The organism is Opitutus terrae PB90-1 (assembly GCF_000019965.1).
In the GTDB taxonomy this organism is placed as follows: domain Bacteria; phylum Verrucomicrobiota; class Verrucomicrobiia; order Opitutales; family Opitutaceae; genus Opitutus; species Opitutus terrae.
In genome coordinates this window covers 4466271-4485525 of sequence record NC_010571.1, presented here as the reverse complement: position 1 = coordinate 4485525, position 19255 = coordinate 4466271, and the positions used below count along the sequence as shown (strand labels likewise).

11 protein-coding genes are annotated in these 19255 nt (G+C 63.6%); 3 read left to right on the top strand and 8 right to left on the bottom strand.

What is annotated here, in order from left to right:
• Positions 1–379: 379 nt before the first annotated feature.
• Positions 380–1795 carry a sugar transferase gene (locus OTER_RS17405; protein ID WP_012376249.1) on the bottom strand — a complete coding sequence of 472 codons (1416 nt, stop codon included), beginning with the start codon at positions 1793–1795 and terminating at the stop codon, positions 380–382.
• Between the two features lie 984 nt (positions 1796–2779).
• On the opposite strand from OTER_RS17405, the gene OTER_RS17400 reads away from it, so the two are divergent.
• Positions 2780–5155: a hypothetical protein gene (locus OTER_RS17400; protein WP_012376248.1), complete on the top strand. Its 2376-nt coding sequence runs from the start codon at positions 2780–2782 to the stop codon at positions 5153–5155.
• A gap of 822 nt (positions 5156–5977) precedes the next feature.
• Here the strand turns inward: OTER_RS17400 and OTER_RS17395 are convergent.
• Entirely contained in the window at positions 5978–6745 is a 768-nt protein-coding gene (locus OTER_RS17395; protein ID WP_012376247.1) for a hypothetical protein, read from the bottom strand.
• Between the two features lie 145 nt (positions 6746–6890).
• Between OTER_RS17395 and OTER_RS17390 the strand changes: the two genes are divergently transcribed.
• Together OTER_RS17390 and OTER_RS17385 are read left to right on the top strand one after the other, a co-directional pair.
• A complete protein-coding gene (locus OTER_RS17390) occupies positions 6891–8405 on the top strand; it encodes an O-antigen ligase family protein (protein WP_158305469.1) in 1515 nt (504 codons plus the stop codon).
• 629 nt (positions 8406–9034) lie between these two features.
• Positions 9035–11602: a type IA DNA topoisomerase gene (locus tag OTER_RS17385; RefSeq protein WP_012376245.1), complete on the top strand. Its 2568-nt coding sequence runs from the start codon at positions 9035–9037 to the stop codon at positions 11600–11602.
• Between the two features lie 625 nt (positions 11603–12227).
• Here the strand turns inward: OTER_RS17385 and OTER_RS17380 are convergent.
• From OTER_RS17380 to OTER_RS17355, 6 genes are read right to left on the bottom strand one after another with little or no spacing between them, the layout of a single operon-like run.
• Complete coding sequence (locus OTER_RS17380; RefSeq protein ID WP_012376244.1) at positions 12228–12578, bottom strand: hypothetical protein; 351 nt, start codon at positions 12576–12578, stop codon at positions 12228–12230.
• Between the two features lie 3 nt (positions 12579–12581).
• A complete protein-coding gene (locus tag OTER_RS17375; RefSeq protein WP_012376243.1) occupies positions 12582–15989 on the bottom strand; it encodes a phage tail protein in 3408 nt (1135 codons plus the stop codon).
• Positions 15989–16405, bottom strand: coding sequence for a DUF6950 family protein (locus OTER_RS17370; protein WP_012376242.1), 417 nt, complete (start codon positions 16403–16405; stop codon positions 15989–15991). Before OTER_RS17370 ends, OTER_RS17375 begins: the two co-directional genes overlap by 1 nt.
• Positions 16402–17034: a hypothetical protein gene (locus tag OTER_RS24360; protein WP_012376241.1), complete on the bottom strand. Its 633-nt coding sequence runs from the start codon at positions 17032–17034 to the stop codon at positions 16402–16404. The genes OTER_RS17370 and OTER_RS24360 overlap by 4 nt, the downstream gene beginning before the upstream one ends.
• A complete protein-coding gene (locus tag OTER_RS17360) occupies positions 17031–17405 on the bottom strand; it encodes a hypothetical protein (RefSeq protein WP_012376240.1) in 375 nt (124 codons plus the stop codon). The genes OTER_RS24360 and OTER_RS17360 overlap by 4 nt, the downstream gene beginning before the upstream one ends.
• Before the next feature lies 1 nt (position 17406).
• Complete coding sequence (locus tag OTER_RS17355; protein WP_012376239.1) at positions 17407–19248, bottom strand: hypothetical protein; 1842 nt, start codon at positions 19246–19248, stop codon at positions 17407–17409.
• Positions 19249–19255: the final 7 nt, after the last annotated feature.

Below are 19255 nucleotides of genomic sequence, written 5' to 3'. Positions count from 1 at the left end.
CGCCCAGCGAGCTGCCCGCGTTACCGAGCGAAGCGACAGCTCCTAGGATTGGCGGATCGTCCTCGGATCGGCCTCGGATCGCCTCCTGTTCAAACAAACCGGTTTGGATTCACAGGAGACGAACCGAGGACAGGCGGAGTCAACGCCCGAGCTCCCTAACCAACCACCGATTCCACGGATCTGTGTCCATCTGTGGTTACAGTGATCAGCTCTGTGCCCTCGGTTTGTGCTCTCCGTGGCCTCTGTGTCCTGCATTTCGATCGTTCTCGGACCGATCGACCCCGGAGGCGGCGCGTTAGGGATAACGCGCCCTACCTGCGGACGAAGCCGTCCGCGCTCCCACGACTCTCAACTCTCAACCCTCAACTCTCATCTCCGTTCAGTACGCATTCTGCCTGCGCAGGAACGTCAGCGCCATGATCTGGATGTCGAACCAGAGCGACCACTTTTCGATATAGTACAGGTCGTACCGGATACGTTCGGTCAGGCTGGTGTCGCCGCGGAGCCCGTTGACCTGCGCCCAGCCGGTCAACCCCGGGCGCACTTCGTGCCGCGGATTGTAGTGCGGGATCCGTTTTTCGAATTCACGAATCAGTTCCGGCCGCTCGGGTCGCGGGCCGACCAGGCTCATGTCCCCGCGCAGGATGTTCCAGAACTGCGGCAGTTCATCGAGATTCCACTCGCGCATGAACGCGCCGATCTTGAGCCGGCGGTTGTCGTTCGGCACCGCCCAGCGGGCCCCGGTCTTGGCTTCGGCATCCTTGCGCATCGAGCGGAGCTTGTAGATCCGGAATGGCCGGCCGTGTAGTCCCGTACGGGTCTGGTAGTAGAGCACGGGGCCGGGACTCTCCCGCTTGATCAGCAGCGCGAGCACGATCATGATCGGCATTGCGCCAATCAAACCGACCAGTGCGCCGAAGATGTCCATCGCGCGCTTCAGTGCCGCATTGTGCAGGTCGCGCAACGGCAGTCGGCCCCAGCCCAGCACCGGGACGCCGGATACGGTCTCCATCTGGAGATTCGAGACGAACACCTGGAAGGCGGACGGCACGATCTTGAAATAGACGTAGAGCCGTTCGCACGCGCTCGAGATTCGCTGTAACTCCTCGCGCGATAGATCGGGGTCAGTCACAATAACCATCGACGGCTGGTGCCGGCGCAGCACCGTATCGATGTCGCGCACGAAGCCGAGCACGGGCGGGCCGGGATCGGTCTCCGATTTCTCGGTGGCGACGAGCCCGATGATGTCATAGGGCCGGTTTTCCCGGCGCCGGACGGCCAGGGCCAGCGCGCGCGCCTCGCGATTCCAGCCGACCAGCACCACGCGGTCGACCAGGCGATCGTGCACCTTGGGCTGTGCCACCCACAGGTAGAACAGGAAGCGCCACGCGCTCAGCAGCGCCACGGAGGTGACGCTGCTGATGACCACGAAGATCCGGGAGACGGAGGGTTCGAACTTGAGCGCGAGCGAGAACCCGAGGAAGAGCAGTACCCAGAAAAACGTTCCGCGAATGATGATCCAGAGGCTTTGCTCGGGTCGCAGCAGGCAGCGAGGTTCGTAGAGCCGCTGGAACGAATACGAGGCGATGAAGAGCAGCGTGCCGAGCTGGATGAGGTTGAAATAGTCCCCATAGGAGGACGCAAGATTGGGCTCGATCCCCAGCGCGCGCAGAGGGCTCTTGAAGCGAAGCCAGTAGCCGAGGCTCAAGCCGCCGAAGCACGCCAAGGTGTCGCCGAGGATGGTGATCTTGACGAGTTTGCGGGCAAGGCGGGCGTTGCGTTCTCGCGTGTGCATCAGCTGGAACGGTCCACACAAGAGGTCCGGGAACTGATTTCGACGTTTTTCCGTGTCTTTGGCAAACAGAGACGGTGAAAGGGGCGACTAGAAGTTGAGAGTTGAGGGATGAGGGTTGAGAGGCGAACTCGGACCTGCGAGCAACGCGAACTGCCCATGGAGCACCCGAACAACACGGACTTCGAACCGGGAGAGACCTCTAAAAACGAACGACACGAAAGACGGAGTGGCCGCAAAGAGGCGCAAAAGGCGCAAGAGCAATACCAGTTACCCTTTCGTGTTTTTCGTGTGTTTAGTGGGCTAACTCGGATCGACCTCGGTATTCCTCCTGTTCAAACAAACCGGATTGGACTTCACAGGAGGCAAGCCGAGGACGAGCCGAGCAAGGCTCCAAGCCGTCAAACCGACCACGGATTACACGGAAATCACGGATTGATCCGTGTGCCTTCTGTGCCTTTTGTGGCCAAACTCGGATCGACCTCGGATCGGCTCCTGTTCAAACAAACCGGAGTGGTTTTACAGGAGACGAACCGACGACAAACCGAGTAAGGCTCCAAGCCGTCAAACCGACCACGGATTACACGGATATCACGGATTGATCCGTGTGCATCCGTGTTCATCTGTGGTTCAAGGATCGATGGTTTGGGCTCGGATCTACCTCGGATCGACTCCTGTTCAAACAAGTCCGATCTGGTTTTACAGGAGGCAAACCGAGTAGAGCCGAGGGCTGAAGGCACGAGCAGCAATCCGAGGATCGGGATTGGTCTCGGCTCGATCTCGGGTCGACTCCTGTTCAAAACAAACCCGTTTTCGTGTTTTCCGTGTCGTCGGTGTGTTCCGTGGGCTACCCTGATTCGCGCCATTCGCGTGATTGGCCGTCTACCGCCCACCGTCCACCGCCCACTGTTCACCGGCCACCGTCCACCGTCCTCCGTGCCCTAGGCACGGAGCGGCTCTGGACACTTGACTCTGGGCTCTGGGCTGATGTCCCTCACCGCGCCGATGATCTCCCGCCTCTGGATACCGGTTATTGCCCTCCTGCTGTCGTGCGCGTCGGCGTCTGAACGTCGAGCCTCCGTCGGCGGGATCGACACCGGCCTCACCGCGAAGCAGTTGATCGAGACCACCGATCCGGTCGAGCTGGCCCGCTGGGGCGCGACCGGCGCGTGGCTGCGGATTCGAAACGTGCCGCAGCCGGCAGACAGTGAACAGTGGACGGTGGACGATTCCTCCTTCGCCAAGCCTACGGAGGACAGGGGACGATGGGCGGTCGGCAATCCGTGGACGGCGGCGAAACGGGCATGGGCGGTGCACCAGGAACGGCGGGCGCTCGGACGCTTGTGCGAGCTCGGCTTTCATTCCGTGCCGCTGGTGAGCTGGGCGAATAGCCACTGGACGAACGGAGTTCGGCCGCGAGCAGGGCGGAGAACGCCGCTGGATTTGCGCGAGGCGTTCGAGCGCGCCCGCCGGCAAGCCGGCGCGTACGGCGATGTCGTGGCCGCGCTCGAATTCGATAACGAGCCGGACCTGATGTTCGTCGCGGAAAATCCGGAGACCTACACGGCGTTCCTGAAGGCTTGTTACCTCGGCGTGCGCGAATCGGGCCGGACACCATCACCAAGCTGGGAATCCCTGCTCTCGCTGCCGGGATTCGGCAGCATCCCACAGGTGCAACCCGGCCGGGAAACGCGGGCGGTCATGGCACCGGTCGGGTTCCCGCCCGGACCATTCTTCGAAGCGATGGTCGCGAACGGATTCTGGGGCTACACCGACGCGTTCAACTATCATTACTACGGTTACGCGGAAGATTTCTCGCGCGTGTATCATCTGTTTCGCGTGGTCGCGGAAGAAGCTTCGCTGCCCGCGTCGGCGGACGCGACGCAGGTCCGGCGGGAACTGCCGGTGATCCTGACCGAATACGGCTACGGCGGGCTGACCGGAGTGAGCGCGCAGACCGTGGAAGGACGCACCCGTCAGTGGCAGTGGTTCCGCGATGTGGCCGCGCAGATTCGGGAAGAAAGGATTGCCGGAGCGATGGCGTTCTACCTGCGACCGTACTACGAGCGTGAGGCTTTCGAATTTGGCCTGACGACGAAGGTCCCGGTGGACGGTGGACAGGGGACGGTAGACGGTGGACGGAAGGCGGGGGACGGTGGACAGACGACGGTAAACAGTGGACAGGAGACGGTGAACGGTGGACAGGGAACGGGAGACGGTGAACGGTCGACGGAGCCGCAGTCCAATAACCATGCTCAATTAACCGATAACCAATCCAACTGGACGGAACGGATCGGGAAGACGTTTGGGGGCAACGCGGCCACGCCGGCGTTGGCGTGGTTGCTCGATCAAGCCGAGAAGCAGCCGTATCAGCCCAAGGATTGGACGGTGGCAACGCCGAAACCGTCGCCGGTCGTGATCGATTTCATCGCGGGGAAGGGCATCGCGCAGGTAAAGCGGTACCGGGGGTATCTCGCGCTGCCGGCGGCGGGGGGCGCGTGGGAAGGAGAGCTGGTGTTGTACAACTTTTCGCACGAGCCGCAGCGCGGCCGGATCGTTTCCGAGACGTCCGGTGCGAACGGCCTGCGGATATCGGGTATTCCGGAGACGCTGGTACTCGAGCCGATGGAGCGTCGTGCGGTCCCGGTGACGTTCGCGCGCCAGGCCAGCCGGTTCGCTCGCGCCGAGTGGCGGGTCCGCTTCGAGCCGGACACTGAGGGTGAGCCGGCGTCGGTGTTCGCCACGGCGTTTTATCCGGATACGGCTGGCATGCGGGAGCACGTCGTTTCGGCGCTGCGGCACGATCCGGCGACCGCCAGTGGGAACCGGGAACGGCTGTTGAGCCGCACCCTGGCGAGCGAGGAGCCGGCCGTGGGCCCGGCCGGTCGCTGGCTGCTCACTCCCGGCGTCACCGTGACCGAGACGTCCGAAGGAATCTGGCAGTTCGTGGTGCAGCCTGCACCGGAGAGCGGCCCTTACTTGCGCGCGCTGGCGCAATTGCCGCTGCCGGACGATTTCGTGTTTCCGGACGAAGCGGGATTGCGGCTGGACTTTCGGCTGGCGCAGCCGGCGGGAACGAGCGTGGGCAGCGGCCGGTATTTCGAAATCGCGCTGCGCACGGCCAACGACAACACGTACGTGGTGTGGCCGTGGAGCTATGCCGTGGATGCGTGGACGACCTACCTCGAGATGAAGGAGAACTTCGGGCTGGTGTTCTACAACCGGGCGAATCTGCCGTGGCGGTTCAGGGAGAACCGGCCGGTCGCGCTGGAGTTTGGATTTGGACGCACCAACGAGGAGTTGGTATACGAAGTGCGTGCGCCGAGATTCATGAAGATCGGGAAGGCGAACGGTGAACGGTAGCCGGTGAACAGTGGGCGGTGGACGGTGGGCGGGGTGGAGGAGTTGAGAGTTGAGCGTTGAGAGTTGAGAGAGGTCGGGCTCTGGACTCTGAACGCTGTCCTCTGAGTCGCCCGCGGATCACGCGAATCGGCGCGGATCGACTCCTGGGATTGGCGGATCGTTCTCGGATCGACCTCGGATCGACTCCTGTTCAAACAAGTCGGATTTGTTTTACAGAAGGCAACCAAGGACGAACCGAGGTGGGGCTCCGGCCCTCAAACCGACCGCGGATTACGCGGATCATCGCGGATTAGATCTGTGTTCATCCGTGTCCATCTGTGGTTCAAGGATCTGGAGATTGGATCTTGGATCGATCTCCGTTTCCTCCTGTTCCAACCGGTCTGGGCCTTATGCTTTAAGCTTTACGCCTTAAGCTGACAGCGCCTCTGGCGCTGATTTTCACAGGAGGCAAGCCGAGGACAAACCGAGTTGGGTCTCGAGCCCTCAACCCGGACCGTATCTGTGTCCATCTGTGTTTATCTGTGGTTCACGGATCGATGGTTTGGGCTCGGATCTACCTCGGATCGCCTCCTGTTCAAACAAGTCCGATCTGGTTTTTACAGGGGGCAAGCCGAGGACGAACCGAGAGCTGCCCACGGATCACACGGAGGACACGGAACGATTAGCAGCAAAGGGGCGCGAAAGGCGCAACGGCGGAAGACGGGTGAAAGTGAAGTGGTCCGGTAGACGGAATTGCCGGATTCACAAAACGCACAAGAGAGCGGACGGGGATGAGGCGTCCGCACTGAACAGGTCTCGAAAACCAACCTCGACGCCGGCGGGTTATTCGCGACTCCTAAGCGCCTCTGGTAGATCGTTGGCCTTCCTGTAGTCCAGCCTCGAAATATCGTCGTCGTCGAGAATGATGGTGCTGAAAGTCTGTCCGCCCGGGAAATGATAGAGGAGGTACTTCCCTTGAGAATAGGAGGCGAGGTATAACTCGGACGGGAGATGCAGCGCTGTGGACTCGACCCGAACCGGAGACGATTTGGACGCCACAGTTGCTGCTGCATCCACACGCCCCGCATGGCCTGCCCGCGCGAGTCTGCCAACGAGCACGACGAGTATAACTAGTCCGATCATATACCAAACCACTTTCGGCAGCGCGGCCCTCAGTTTCACCAGCCAATCGGTGTGTCCGACGTCCCGGAACAGCGCGATGAACGATCCAACCGCAAGGAGAGCGGTAGCCGCCATAAAAGGATAATCCCATGCCTGGACCAAATAGTCGGCGGTTGTGCGTTGGAACAGTGCTGGATCGACTCCAAAGTACCCGTAGAAACCGGCATAGTAGAGGTAACCGTGGAAATACATGTACGCGGTGGCGAGAGACAGCACCGTGGCAGCCTCGAGAAATTTCGAGAACTGAAGTCCGCCGGCTGAGTCATCGCTGGCGCTAGCGTTCGTAACGCTCGCTGCAGCTGCGTTAGGTGGAGTATTCGGAGGTAGTTGATCAGGCATCGAGATCCGATTATCGACACGCAAGTAATCGTCTTTAATACTGCCGTACGGCACTCGATGCGCGGGTAGCGCGCCGCGGAATACGATCATGGAGAGGGGGGCGTGTGCTCCCGGTGTGCACAATGGACAACGCCGCCTGACGGTTCGCATCACTCACGGGCCGAAGGCATGTGAGGAGCATACCGTTACGGAAAAAGGCTTCCCGAGCGGAACGGTTTTGCCCATGGTCCGCGCAGTGGACACAACCTCCGCACGCGCCCAGCTTCGCGTCGAAAGTTCCGCCGCCGGATCGCCCTCGGCTGGCTTGCGCTCGCTGCCGCTTCATTGGCAGGAAAAACTGCTGATCGGGTTGGTGGCGGGTTGCCTGATCACGCTCGCCTGGGGCCTCGGCGGAATGGCCTATTGGGTGCAGTGCACCGGTCTCGCGCTCGCCGCGGCCAGTTTCGTCGCGGCGCTCTGGCCGCGGACTTATTTCGAGCCCGGCCGGGACTTCCGGCTGATCTTGTGGCCGCGGCTGCTGCGGTTCCCGCTGTTCTGGATCGGACTGATCTATGTCGCGTTCGTGGTCGTTCAGGCCCTGAACCCCGCCTGGCGGTTCATGCGCTCGGATCAGGGCTGGTGGATCGAGCCGCTCGAATACGCCACCTGGCTGCCGCATGGCGTGGAAGGCACGCCGTTGCTCAAGATGAACGCGTGGCGCGCGTTGACGATCCACGGCACGGCCTGGCTGCTGGTCTGCGCGATCTGGGTGGGCTTCACCCGGCGCAAGAGCGCCCGCGTGCTGCTCTGGACCATCGGGATCAGCGGCGTGACGCTGGCCTTGCTGGGGCTGCTGCAACGGCTGACGGGGTCGACGAAGATGTTCTGGGCCTGGCGTCCGCCCTTCGAATACTACTTCGGCACCTTTCTGTACAAAAACCACGCGGGCGCGTACCTGAACCTCATCGTGGCGACGTGCGCGGGCTTGGCCTGGTGGCATGCGGAGCGCGCGCACCGGCGACTGCAGAAATCGCACCCCGGCATGCTGCTGCTCTTCCTCGCGCTGCTGACCTTCGCGGCGGTGGTGTTTACCTTTTCGCGGGCCGCGGCGGCGCTGGGCCTGGGACTCCTCCTGATTCTGGCCATCGGGTACGCGGTCCGCGTCTCGTTTCGCGCCCGCGGCGGCACGCCGCCGTTGGTGACGTCGTTGATGGCGGTCTTCTTCGTGGGATTCCTCGGACTTGCGGCGTATTCGCTCAATATCGAGAAGGTGGTCGATCGGTTCGGCCTGCTGTTCGAGGAAGAGCGGACCGCCGCCATCGAATACCGGAAACAGGCGGCGCAGGCGGCGATCGACATGGGCAAGGACAGCCCGTGGGTGGGCCATGGCGTGGGCGAGTTCCGCTACGTCTTCCCGCGGTATCAATACCAGTATCCGATGATTTTCACGGAGGGGAAACGCCGGCTGTACTGGGAATTCGCGCACAACGACTACGCGCAGCTTTTCGCGGAGGCGGGCTGGTTCGGCGTGGTCCTGGCGGCGGCGACGTTGATCTATCTGCTGATGGCGAGCGTGCGGCAGGGGGTGTTTTCGCGGCCCGCGAAACTCGCGCTGTTGGGCGGGCCACTGGTGGTGTTACTGCATGCGGCGATGGATTTCCCGTTTGGGAATCCGGCGATTCTCGCGACCACTGCGGCCCTCATCGTCGTGACGCTGCGCTGGACGGAACTGGAGCACGGCAAAGGACTGACGGTGAACGCTAGCCGGTGAACAGGGGGCGGGGGACGGTAGTCGGTGAACAGTGGACGGTGGGCGGTGGACGGTGAACAGTGGACAGTAGACGGTGAACGGAATCTGAACTCTGCACTCTGACCTCTGATCTTGCCCGGCGAGCGGTCAACGGGTCGGATCCGTGTCCATCTGTGTTCATCTGTGGTTCAAGGATTGCTGGATCGCCCTCGGATCGACTCCTGTTCAAACAGTTCAGTTGAGAGATGAGCGTTGAGGGTTGGCCGCCATCCTGAGCCTTACGCCTTAGGCTTTATGCCTTAAGCTGCCAGTTACCCTTTCGTGTTTTTCGTGTGTTTCGTGGGCAGCTCGCTTCGCTCGCAGTCCAGAGTCTCGGGTTCGGAGTTTGGAGTTCGAGGCCCACCGTCCACTGCCGACTGTCCACCGTTTTCCGTGTGTTCCGTGGGCCAATTGGATTGAGCTCTGTGCCCTCGGCTTGAGCTCTCCGTGGCCTCTGTGTCGTGCATTTCGATCGTTCTCGGATCGTCTTCGGTATTCGTCCTGTTTAAATCAGGCCGAGCCTCACGCCTTAAGCTTTAGGCCTTACGCCACAGCGAGCCACTGGAATGAGGCTGGATCCCGAGGCAGCGGACGCCACCATCTGACGTCTCATGCCGAAGATTCTGATCGTGGCCGAAAAACCTGACGTGGGACGCACCCTCGCGGCGGCACTCCTCGGCCGGACGTTTTCGGGCATGGGACCGCATCGCGGCACGCTGCCGACGGGCGAGGAGTTGACGGTCGTCACCGCGCGCGGCCACCTCTTCGAACTCGCGCCGCCGGAGGCTTACGACCCGAAATACGCCGCGTGGATCGTGCACGACCTGCCGATCACGCCGAGCACACGCTGGGATTTTCAGCAGGTGCCGCGGGAGGACGCGGCCAACTACATCCGGATCCTGCGCGACGAGATCGCCGCGCATCTCAACGACGAGATCGTCAACGCCTGCGACGCCGGCCGCGAGGGCGAGGTCATTTTCCGCAAGGTGATGCGCGGCTGCGGCGCGAAAAGGTCGGCCCGATACACCCGGATGTGGGCGCAGGTGATGACCGAGGAAGGACTGCGCGAGGCGTTCGCGCAGCGCGCGCCGTCGGCCAACTACAACGGATTGGGCGAGGCGGGATTCAGTCGCGACGAGGCGGACTGGCTCGTCGGGATGAACGTGACGGTGCTGGCCACGAAGACGCTGCCGCGCGGCCGCGGCAATTGGAAGGTGTGGTCGGTCGGCCGCGTGCAGACGCCCACGCTGGCGCTGGTCGACACGCGCGACCGGTTGATCGCCGATTTCAAGCCGCAGCCGTTCTGGGAGGCGTTCGGCGGGTTCGGGGACGTCGAGGCCAAGGCCGACCTCGACGCCTATGCCGAGTCGGCCGACCGGCCCAAGCTGCTCGGGTCGCCTGAGGTGAACACCGAGCGCTCGAAGAAGGTGTTCTGGAGCCAGGAGAAGGCGAACGCGTTTGCCGCCGCCGCCAAGGCGCCGCCGACGTATACGGTGGCGGACAAGAAGGGCACGCGGACGGAGCGGCCGCCGCTGCCGTTCGACCTGCAGGAAGTCCAAAAGCTCTGCTCGAAGCGACGGGGGCTCACCGGCACCGAGTCGCTGGCGGTGCTCCAGGATCTTTACGAGAAGCGAAAGCTGCTCAGCTACCCGCGTACGGACAGCCGTTACCTGCCGACGAAGTTGAAGGCGCGGCTGCACGCGGATCTCGCGCGCGTGCTCGCCGCAGTGAAGGCGACGCATCCGCAGCTGCACCTCGCCAGCCAGGAATTGATGCCGGCGGAGGTCGCCGCGAAAGCGCGCGCGTTCGACGACGCCAAAGTGAGCGATCACTACGGCATCGTGCCGACCGGCGCGACCGCCGGGATCGCCGAGCTGGAAGGACACGAGCTGTTCGTTTTCCTCGCCGTGCTGCAGATGACGCTGATGGCACTCGACGAGCCCGCGCGCTACCAGACGGTCACACGGCGTTACACGCAGGAGGGCGGCGCCGGCCCGTATGCGCCGGCGGTGTTCCGCACTACGCGCGAGGAGATCGAGGTGCCGGGCTTCACGCGCTGGCGGAAGGAGACGGAGAAAAAGTCGGCGCCGCTGCCGGCCGCACAGTCCAGCCAGGCGACGCTGGACGCCGTGACGCTGAAGGAGCTGCGGACGAATCCGCCGGATCCCTACACGGATGCGACGCTGCTCGACGCGATGAAGTATGCCGGGGAAACGGTCGACCCGGAGCTGGATCCGGAACAGGCCGACGCGCTGATCGAGGTGATGAAGGATCGCGGGATCGGCACGCCGGCGACGCGGGCGGGAATCATCGACAAGCTCGTGGCACGGCAGTTTCTCGAGCGGCAGGGCAAGGCGATCGTCACGACGGAGAATGGCCGGCAGCTGATTCGCGAACTGCGGGCTCGCGCGCCGGATTTCCTGTCGGCGCAGCTGACCGCGGAGTGGGAGCTCGTGCTGAAACAGATGGAGCGCGGCGAGGCGAAGCTGAACCGCGGGCAGTTTCTCGATGCGCTGCTGGCGCAGGTGGTGACGTTGAAGCAGGCGTTTTTGGCCAAGACGTCGCGCGACATCGAGACGGCGGCGGTACCGGTGACCGAGGGCACGCCGGTGGCTGACGCGGTGTGTCCGAAATCGCAGCAGCCGCTGCTGGATCGCGGGCCGTTTTTCGAGGCGCCGGGATTTCCCGGGCTGCGGCTCTGGAAACGGGCGTTCGGGCGGACGTTCTCCGCGGCGGAGTATGTGGCGCTGCTGACGGCCGTGGCGGCGGGGAAGCCGCATCACGTGACCGGCATGAAGTCAGGGCAGGGGCGGGAGTTCGCAGCCGACCTCGTGCTGAACGCGGACGGCACGAAACTCGAAATCCACCGGCCGGAACCGAAGAAGGTGAAAGGCGTGAAGTGTCCGAAATCGGGGAAGCTGCTGCTGGATCACGGTACGTTCTTCGAGGCGAGTGGCTGGCCCGGCGTGCGGCTGTACAAGAACGCATTTGGGCGAGTGTTCGCCGCGGAGGACTATCTGCCGATCCTCGAAGGCTGGAAAGCGGGGACGCCGATCGTGGTGACCGGGCTGGTGTCGGCGAAGACCGGCAACCCGTACAGCGCGAAGCTCGTCCTGGACGCGGCGACGAAGAAGGTGCGGTTGGAGTTTGGAAAAGATGAGCCCAGAGCGGAGAGATGAACGCGGAGAGTTGAGAGTTGAGGGTTGAGAGTTGAGCGCCGAGCCGAGCCGGCGGCAGGCGAACGGTGGACGGCAGGCCGTGGACGGTCGACGGTCCCGCACGATCGCGCGACCACGCTCCGTGTCCTCTGTGTTTCAACGATTGGCGGATTGTCCTCGGTTCGCCCTCGGATCGACTCCTGTTCAAACAAGTCGGATTTGTTTTACAGAAGGCAACCAAGGACGAACCGAGGTGGGGCTCCGGCCCTCAAACCGACCGCGGATTACGCGGATCATCGCGGATTAGATCTGTGTTCATCCGTGTCCATCTGTGGTTCAAGGATCTGGAGATTGGATCTTGGATCGATCTCCGTTTCCTCCTGTTCCAACCGGTCTGGGCCTTATGCTTTAAGCTTTACGCCTTAAGCTGACAGCGCCTCTGGCGCTGATTTTCACAGGAGGCAAACCGAGGACAAACCGAGTTGGGGCCGAGCCCCAGTAGCGCGCGTTGGGGTTGGGACGGATTCTCAAAGCTTTGGGACGATTCGGCGCATGCGGCAGGCGCCAGTCCGAGGCCCCATGGAGGAATTTTGAGCGCGCATTAAGGGGGCTTAAGCGGCGGTTAACCGGGCGTCAAACCATAGCCTCATACGTCGATGGCGTCACTGAAGACCGTCGCGCAGCCTGCAGCCGCAGGCACATCGCAGATCACCGACTCAACCTTAGCCGCGGCATAGGCACGAGCATACAGCGTCTGCCCCGATTGAGCCATGGCGGTGTGGGACACCCATGTGTCGAACTTGTCCCCATCAAGGCGCAGCTTCGCCACCAGCGACCGGACTGGATCCGCGGGGCAGGCGTCGGCGTGCGCCTGGCTCGCGAACAAGTCGAACTGGAATGACGCCTCGCGCGTGCGACGGTCTAGCCGGTGTGCTCCGATGCGAAGATAGTGGCCCGTGATTCCGTTCGGGAGAATGAAGGTCTTTTGAAATGCCATGGCTTAGTCGTACTCAAGAAGTTCGATGGAGAACCGACAGGGACCGGCGCCCAGATTGGCGCCGTCTCGCCTCGTGACGCGGATTACCGCGTTGCTGGAGCTGTTCCCAGCGGCGTCGAAGTCATACGCTGCAAGCACAGCGGCGTCGCTTGAGCTCTGTGCGTAGCCTGCATCCGGCTTCGTCGAAAAACCCCGGTTAGACAGTGAGACGTTAAAATTCTCTGTCGCCGCACCACCCGTGAGTGTGGGCACGGCGCTGTTCTGGTAGCGCGCGAGTACCTTTCGCACGCTCGATCCGTTGCCGGTCTGGATGCCGGTGACCGCGACAGCCGAGGATGACTGCTCCGCCATGTCGGCGGTTCCGTAGTTGTCGGTGAAAGAGTGAGGCACAGTCTTGGTCGTCCACGTCGACCCTACCCCGGAACGACTCACCGCCCGCACGCCGATGTCGTCAGTCACGGAATTGATCTGGAGCCCCGCGTACAGCGGAAACTCCGTCTCGGTGCCCTTCGTGCGGCCGAGCGTAATTGGCACGCCCGCGTCGCGCCGGATCTCGTAATACGCGACATCCTTGGAAGGCGAAGCGGTCCACTTGAGCATCGCCGCAGAATACTTGGTCCCACCACTGCCGGCATAGGCCGGGGGCACGCGGTTGACGTCGCTCGCTGTCGTGCTGAGCACCAACCCGGATGGAGCGCTTGGCGCGGCGGGCGTCGGCGTCGTGAACGGCGAGCCGGTCGCCTCGACCACCGCGGAGCAAATACCATAAGCCGAATACGCCTGCACAGCGACATCGACTGACGTCCCGGTAGGCAAGTCGTCGATCGTGGCGCGGCTGTCCGCTGCTCGCCGATCCTCGTCAATCTGATCGGCCAGCACCCAGCCGGCAGCCACTCCGTGCACTCGCCAGAACACATTGAGCCCGACGGCGAGCGACGGAAGCGCCGGCAGATTGATGACCAGCTTGGCCGTGGCGCTGCCATCCGCTGCGATCGTGGTGCCAGTGATATAGAGCGTCGGCGCTGATGGATTACCTGGCGGCGTAGGATCAATGCCACCCTCGGGAATGCTCTGCGGCGTGGCGCTCGCGACCGTGCTCTTGGCGCTTTCGACATTCGACGCGCTCTCGGCGGTGACCCAGTAGTAAGAAGTCGCATCTAGCGGCATCTTGAGGTCGACGAAACTGGTCCCGCTCACCTGGCCGATCCGCGTCGCGCTTGCCGGCGTGTTGCTCGAGTGACGGTAAATACCGTACTCCGCGACCCGAGGATCGGAGTGCTTGGTCCAGCTCAGCTGCACGGCCTTGCCCGTGCCAGCCGAGGCCGTCAGGCCCGTCGGTGCGGACGGCACCACGCTGTCGGCCGGTGCGGTCTCCGTCACCGGCGCACAGTAGGCGCCATAGACGCCGAGCATGTTGCGGAACCGCAGCCGGACATCGTAGTCGAGCAGCCCGCAAAGATCGGCGAGGATCTCGTGCTCGGCCGTGCCGGGCAGCATGCGCGTCTGCCATACGGGTGCCGCAGTGGTCTTATATTGCAGCTCGATCGAGCCGCCGCCCTGGACCCAGGCCGAAGGCGCGGCCGTCCACGTCGCGAGCAGGCGCGAGAGACTTGTGCCGTCGGGCTGGAGGAACGCGGCCGGCGTGAGTGTTAGGCCAGTGGGCGTGGGCACCACGCGCGGGTTTGGGAGATTGGTGTTCGGCGCCGGGTCATCGACATTCTCCTCATCGGTCAGCCAGTCGAAGATCGACGCGTCCGTCTCCTGCCCGGTGATGTCGATCACGAAGCCGGGCTTTGCTTTCTTGTCGCGCTCGATCGAGAGGTCGAAGCGGAGCAACTCGAACGCCTTCGCGTCCCACCCGAGCGGCTCGAAAGTGAACCGGTAGTTTTCGCCCGCCACCGCTTCGAGCGCGCGCAGATTGCACGCCTTCGTTGCGATCGTACCCTGGCGCGTGCGCAGCAACTTAATCTTCGCGAGCCGTTGCGCCTGAGCCGATGATGCGACAAATGCGAGGTCGAGATCGGTGGCGAGCTCGACGCCGTCGAGCGCGACGAAGGCATCGCTGACCACCGCGGGGAACGGCGTGCGGTTGTAGGCGGCGTCGGGATTGGTGTAGACCCCACGCACGTGGTTGAGCTTCTCGCGCCAGGAGAGCGGAGTGGACACGCTCACCGCACCGCGCAGCGCGCTCATGTCGAGCTCGACGTCGGGCTCCTCCCAGGCGCCGACTCGAATGACCACATCGCCAGCGACATCATACATCTTGCCCGCCGTGGCGCTGATGAACGAGTCGACCACCGTGGAGCATTGTGCATCGAGGTCGTAGGCCCCGGCGACAGTGTACCGCCTGGCCTCAGCATCGGCGAACGAGACCGTCGCACCAGCGTGCGTGCCCGTCGGCGCGAGATCGAGGGTGAACCCGAATGGCACCACGCGACTGATCGATGCGATCACCGCGCTTGGGGGAATATCCGGACCCGAGACGACCATACCCGCGACGAGTCCATCGAGCTCTTCTTCCCATGTGCCGATCCACGCTTGCCCGCCGGTGTAGTCGAGGGTCCGCGTCAGGGGAGCCGCCAGCCCGACCAGCTCATCGGAGGTGTTGGCTGCCGTGATGGCGGCCGCAGTGACGATCTCGTCGTCCTGGGCGTTGAGCCCATACAACCGCACCAGCGAGCCTGTGTGATCGCGCACCGGCACGCCCCGGTTGAAATCGTGCCAGCAGACGGCTGCGTTGTCAGTATACTCCCACGTGCTGTCGTCGTCGGGATCCTGCGCCTCGTCGCGCGGATCGTAAGGGATGCGCCAGCGGCCGACCGCCGTGATGAGCGGCAGGCCTGTCGGCCACTTCGACTGATCAGCCTTGAGCCTGATCGCTGAATAGGTGCAACCGCGCAGGCGGTCGGTGCTCGTCCATATACCTGGGATTTCCGCGAGGAAATTGGCGTCGGCTTCCTGGTTCCACTCGCCGAGATGGTGCGTCACGCGCGCGAATCCGGCGTAGGTGCCCAGTGCATCGCCAGCCGCGTCGAAGCGCACGATCTCGTCGTTGAACATCAGGTAGTCGATCGCGCGCGCTCGATGCGCGCACCAGACGAGGATAAGGTAGAGGTATTCGTTTGGCGGATCTCCTGGCACATCCCGCACGTGATGCAGCCGCATCGCTCCGCCCGTGCGACAGTGGCCCCAGATCACGCGACGCGGCGTGAGCGGGTCACGTGTCACATCGAGCGGATTGCCGTTAGTGAGTCCACCGAGCTTACGCTGCATCATACGGCCGATGCCGTAGCTAGCCGCCACGGTCAGCACTAGCCGCGCGCCGATCGCCCACCACGACTTGCTCGTTGCAAGCCACTTCAGCGCCGCGGCGACGCCCTTCCAAAAGGCTGGATTCGCGAGAAACGGCATCAGGCAATCCTCCAGGCAAACCTGCAGGCCAGTGTATCCCGCCACACCAGTCCTCGCGTGGTAAGGAATGCGCTACGTGCACCGGCGCACACACCGAGGATCCGGCGCCGCTCGAGCACATCCCCCACGATGTCTCCACGTCCGGCGTGTCGCACGTCCACCAACCGCAGCCCATGCTGCTCTGGCACATTCCACAGACTACCCTCATAACGCGTACGGATCAGCGCCGTCGCTTCCTTTGCCGTGTGATAGGTCCCGCGCAGCTCGGCCGCCGGATCCTCGCCTGTCTGCGCGGCAATCGCGCCGGCGGAAAACAAGCAGCAGTCGTGTTCACCCCAGGCAAACTTCTTCGTGCGCGAAGCCGTGAGATAGGCGGCGAGCGCGGTGGGCCAGTTCTGCAGTCGAGGCTTGCTCATAGCGCGTAGTTCACGCGGCCGCTGCCGATATTTCCGCCCGCGTTGCTAATTGCTCCGGTCGGCGTTGCCACGCCCCAGTAGATCGGCCTCTCGCCGATCGTGTTGGCGTAGCGGAAACCGGTGTCGCCTGGGAACAGCCGTTGCTGGTCTGCGTCGCTGTAGCGCATCGTACGCGCCGTCTTCAGCCGCACGAAAATCGACTCGACCGTCACCTGGATCGTCGCAGTCTTGCCGCTGATCATGAGCTTGTGCACGTCGGTCCAGCCGCGGCGCAGCCGCCACGGATCGGGCACGACCTGCCACGCCTCACCGACGAGCTCGAAGATTGACAGCCATACCGTGGCGCGCCGGCGCTGACTCGTTTCGTCGAGCGCCAGGGCAATGCTCGCGCTCGAGATACCGCTAATCTCGAGCGTCATCGCCGGCGCCTCGGGCGACGAAGATTCCTGCACCGCGGAAATGCCGCCCAGGTTGCCTACTCCGCTCCATTCCTTCGCGTCCCACACCAACTGCGTCGGCCCGGTCCACGCGCGAAACGGCGCGCCGGGATAGTCGATCTCCGCCATCACGCCGACTCGCACCAGTCCAGCCTTGGCGGCCGCGCGAAACTCAGGGGTAAGCGCTCTCACGAGGGGACCTCCTGCGCGGAGAATGCGAAGCCAAACGTCACCGCGAGTTCGCCGTCCCACTCGTCGTCGGGCAGCACCATCCGGAACGTGCGTGTGCCGGGCAGCGAGCCGCGTGCCCACGGATTTAGATCGAAGCTAAATGTGCCCTCGAGCCCGTTGAGCTCTTCGAGCCACGATTCCATCGTCGCGGCGTCAGCGCGGTCGAGCGGCTGCAGCGTCACGTCGATGGCGTAAACCATCGTCGGCCAAAGCTGCACTTGCGACTGCAGCGTGAACTCGTTTGAAAAATCCGCCTGCACGCGGATCCGCCGCACTCTCACCTTTTCGGGGAAGAGTCCGACACCGCTCGGGTAAGGTAGTGGAAAAGCCATGTCAGCCGAGTTCGATCTGGTTGCGCGCGATCGCCTCGCGCACGCCGTCGACGGAGAGCTGCCGCATCATGGGCATCATCTGCACCATTTCTGCGCGCACCGTTTCCTGGACGCCGGTCGACACCTGCAGCGTCTGATGCACCACGATCGACCGGCCTCCTCCGCCGGCGACTAGCGGGCCACTCGATGAGATCCGACCCGGCACGAGCGGGATGAAGGTTTCGACGGGTTCGTCGCCCTCGTTGATCCGGTACATCCGCCCGACCTGTACATCACCGCCAGTGGCCCGGCCTGGCAGGTTGGACATGAAATCGACCGGTGTGGACCACACGTCGGAAAGCCCGTCTCCCACCAGTCCGCTCGCTGGGCCACCCGCACCGGCGCCGCCGCCGCCGGCGCCGCCGAGCCCGCCGAAAATGCCCATCAACGCCTTCAGCGCGATCATCTGCAGCTGCACCTGGATCAACATAACCAGAAGCGATTGCAACGTGTTCTTCCACACCTCACCCCAGGAGCGCACGTCTTGGCCGCCGAGCTTCGCCGACACGGCCGAGATCGCACCACCGAGGCTCTGGCTGATGACGCCTGCCACCTGTTCTCCGGATGAGCCCAGCGACTCGATCCAGTCGAGCGCACCGGCCTGCACGCCTTGACCGACCGTGAGTGCGTTGGGATTGATCGTGCGCTCGTTCACGCCGAGCGCACGCCGCTTGAGGTTCGCGAGCGTGGGCGGCTGCACTCCTTGCAGCGCGTTGCGTTCGTTCTCCAGCTTTTGGATCTGGATGATCAGGTCCTGTTGCTCCTTGCGCCGCTTGTCCTGCGTCTCACCGAGAGTCACGTCGACCGGCATGTCCTTGCGCAGCTGCTTGAGCTCGCGCAGCAGATTGATCTGCGCCTGCAGGTAGCGGATCCGTTGGTCTCGTCGCTCCTGGTCAGTCTTGCCCGGATGGCCTTCGAAGATCTCCTCCGCTTTCGCGGCATTCTCGAACGCCTCGCGCAGTCGCTCGAGCGCCTGGCGTTGCGTGGCGAGGTTGCGGAGTCTACCTTCGTCGGCTGGCGCCCGCGGGATCGGCAGCGTGCCTGCTCCCATACCAATGCCGAGCAGATCTGCCTCCAGAGCTCCGGACACGCGCGTGGCCTGCAGCATCGTGCGTTCGACCAGCTTCGCACCGGCGTCGAGCCGCGCGATCTCGGAGTCGGCGAGAATCATGTTGGCGCGCTCCATCGATGCTGCGAGTTCGTCGTAGCCTTTCTCCGCCAGATCCTGGATCGCCCCGCGCAACCGAGGAATCGTGCGCTCGCCGAATAGTGTGGCCTTCACAGCCAGCGCCGTCTGTTTGTCGTCCATCGCTTCGACGGCCGTGGCCGCCTCCGCCCAGGCGTGCTCGAGATCCGTCGCCTGCAGCGAGATTGGATCGAGGCCGGCCGCCTCGAACGCCGCCGCCGCCGCGCTCGACGAGTCGGCCGAGTCCCTTAACGCGCGGTTAAACGTCGTTAGCGACATCGTGAACGAGCCCATGTCGCCGCCGGTGTCGCGGATGAGCTGCCGGTAGACCTGATAGCCGCGCATCGACAGATCGAGATTGGCTGCGCCGTCGCGGATCTCGCTCGCCAGCGTGAACGCCGCGGTCGCCGCCTGCTTCGCCGTGTTCACCAGACCCATCATCGCGCGCTCCGCGATGTTCGCGCCGAACACCGCCTTGAACGTTTTTCCAAGCAGCGTCGCCTTGGCGTTGACGTCGTCGACGCCCTGGCCGACGCCCTTCAGCCCGGAAAGAGTCTTGTCCAACCCGTCGAGCTTGTCGCGGATCGAGACCAGGATGTCGTAGGTGGCGTCGGGCATGTGGTCG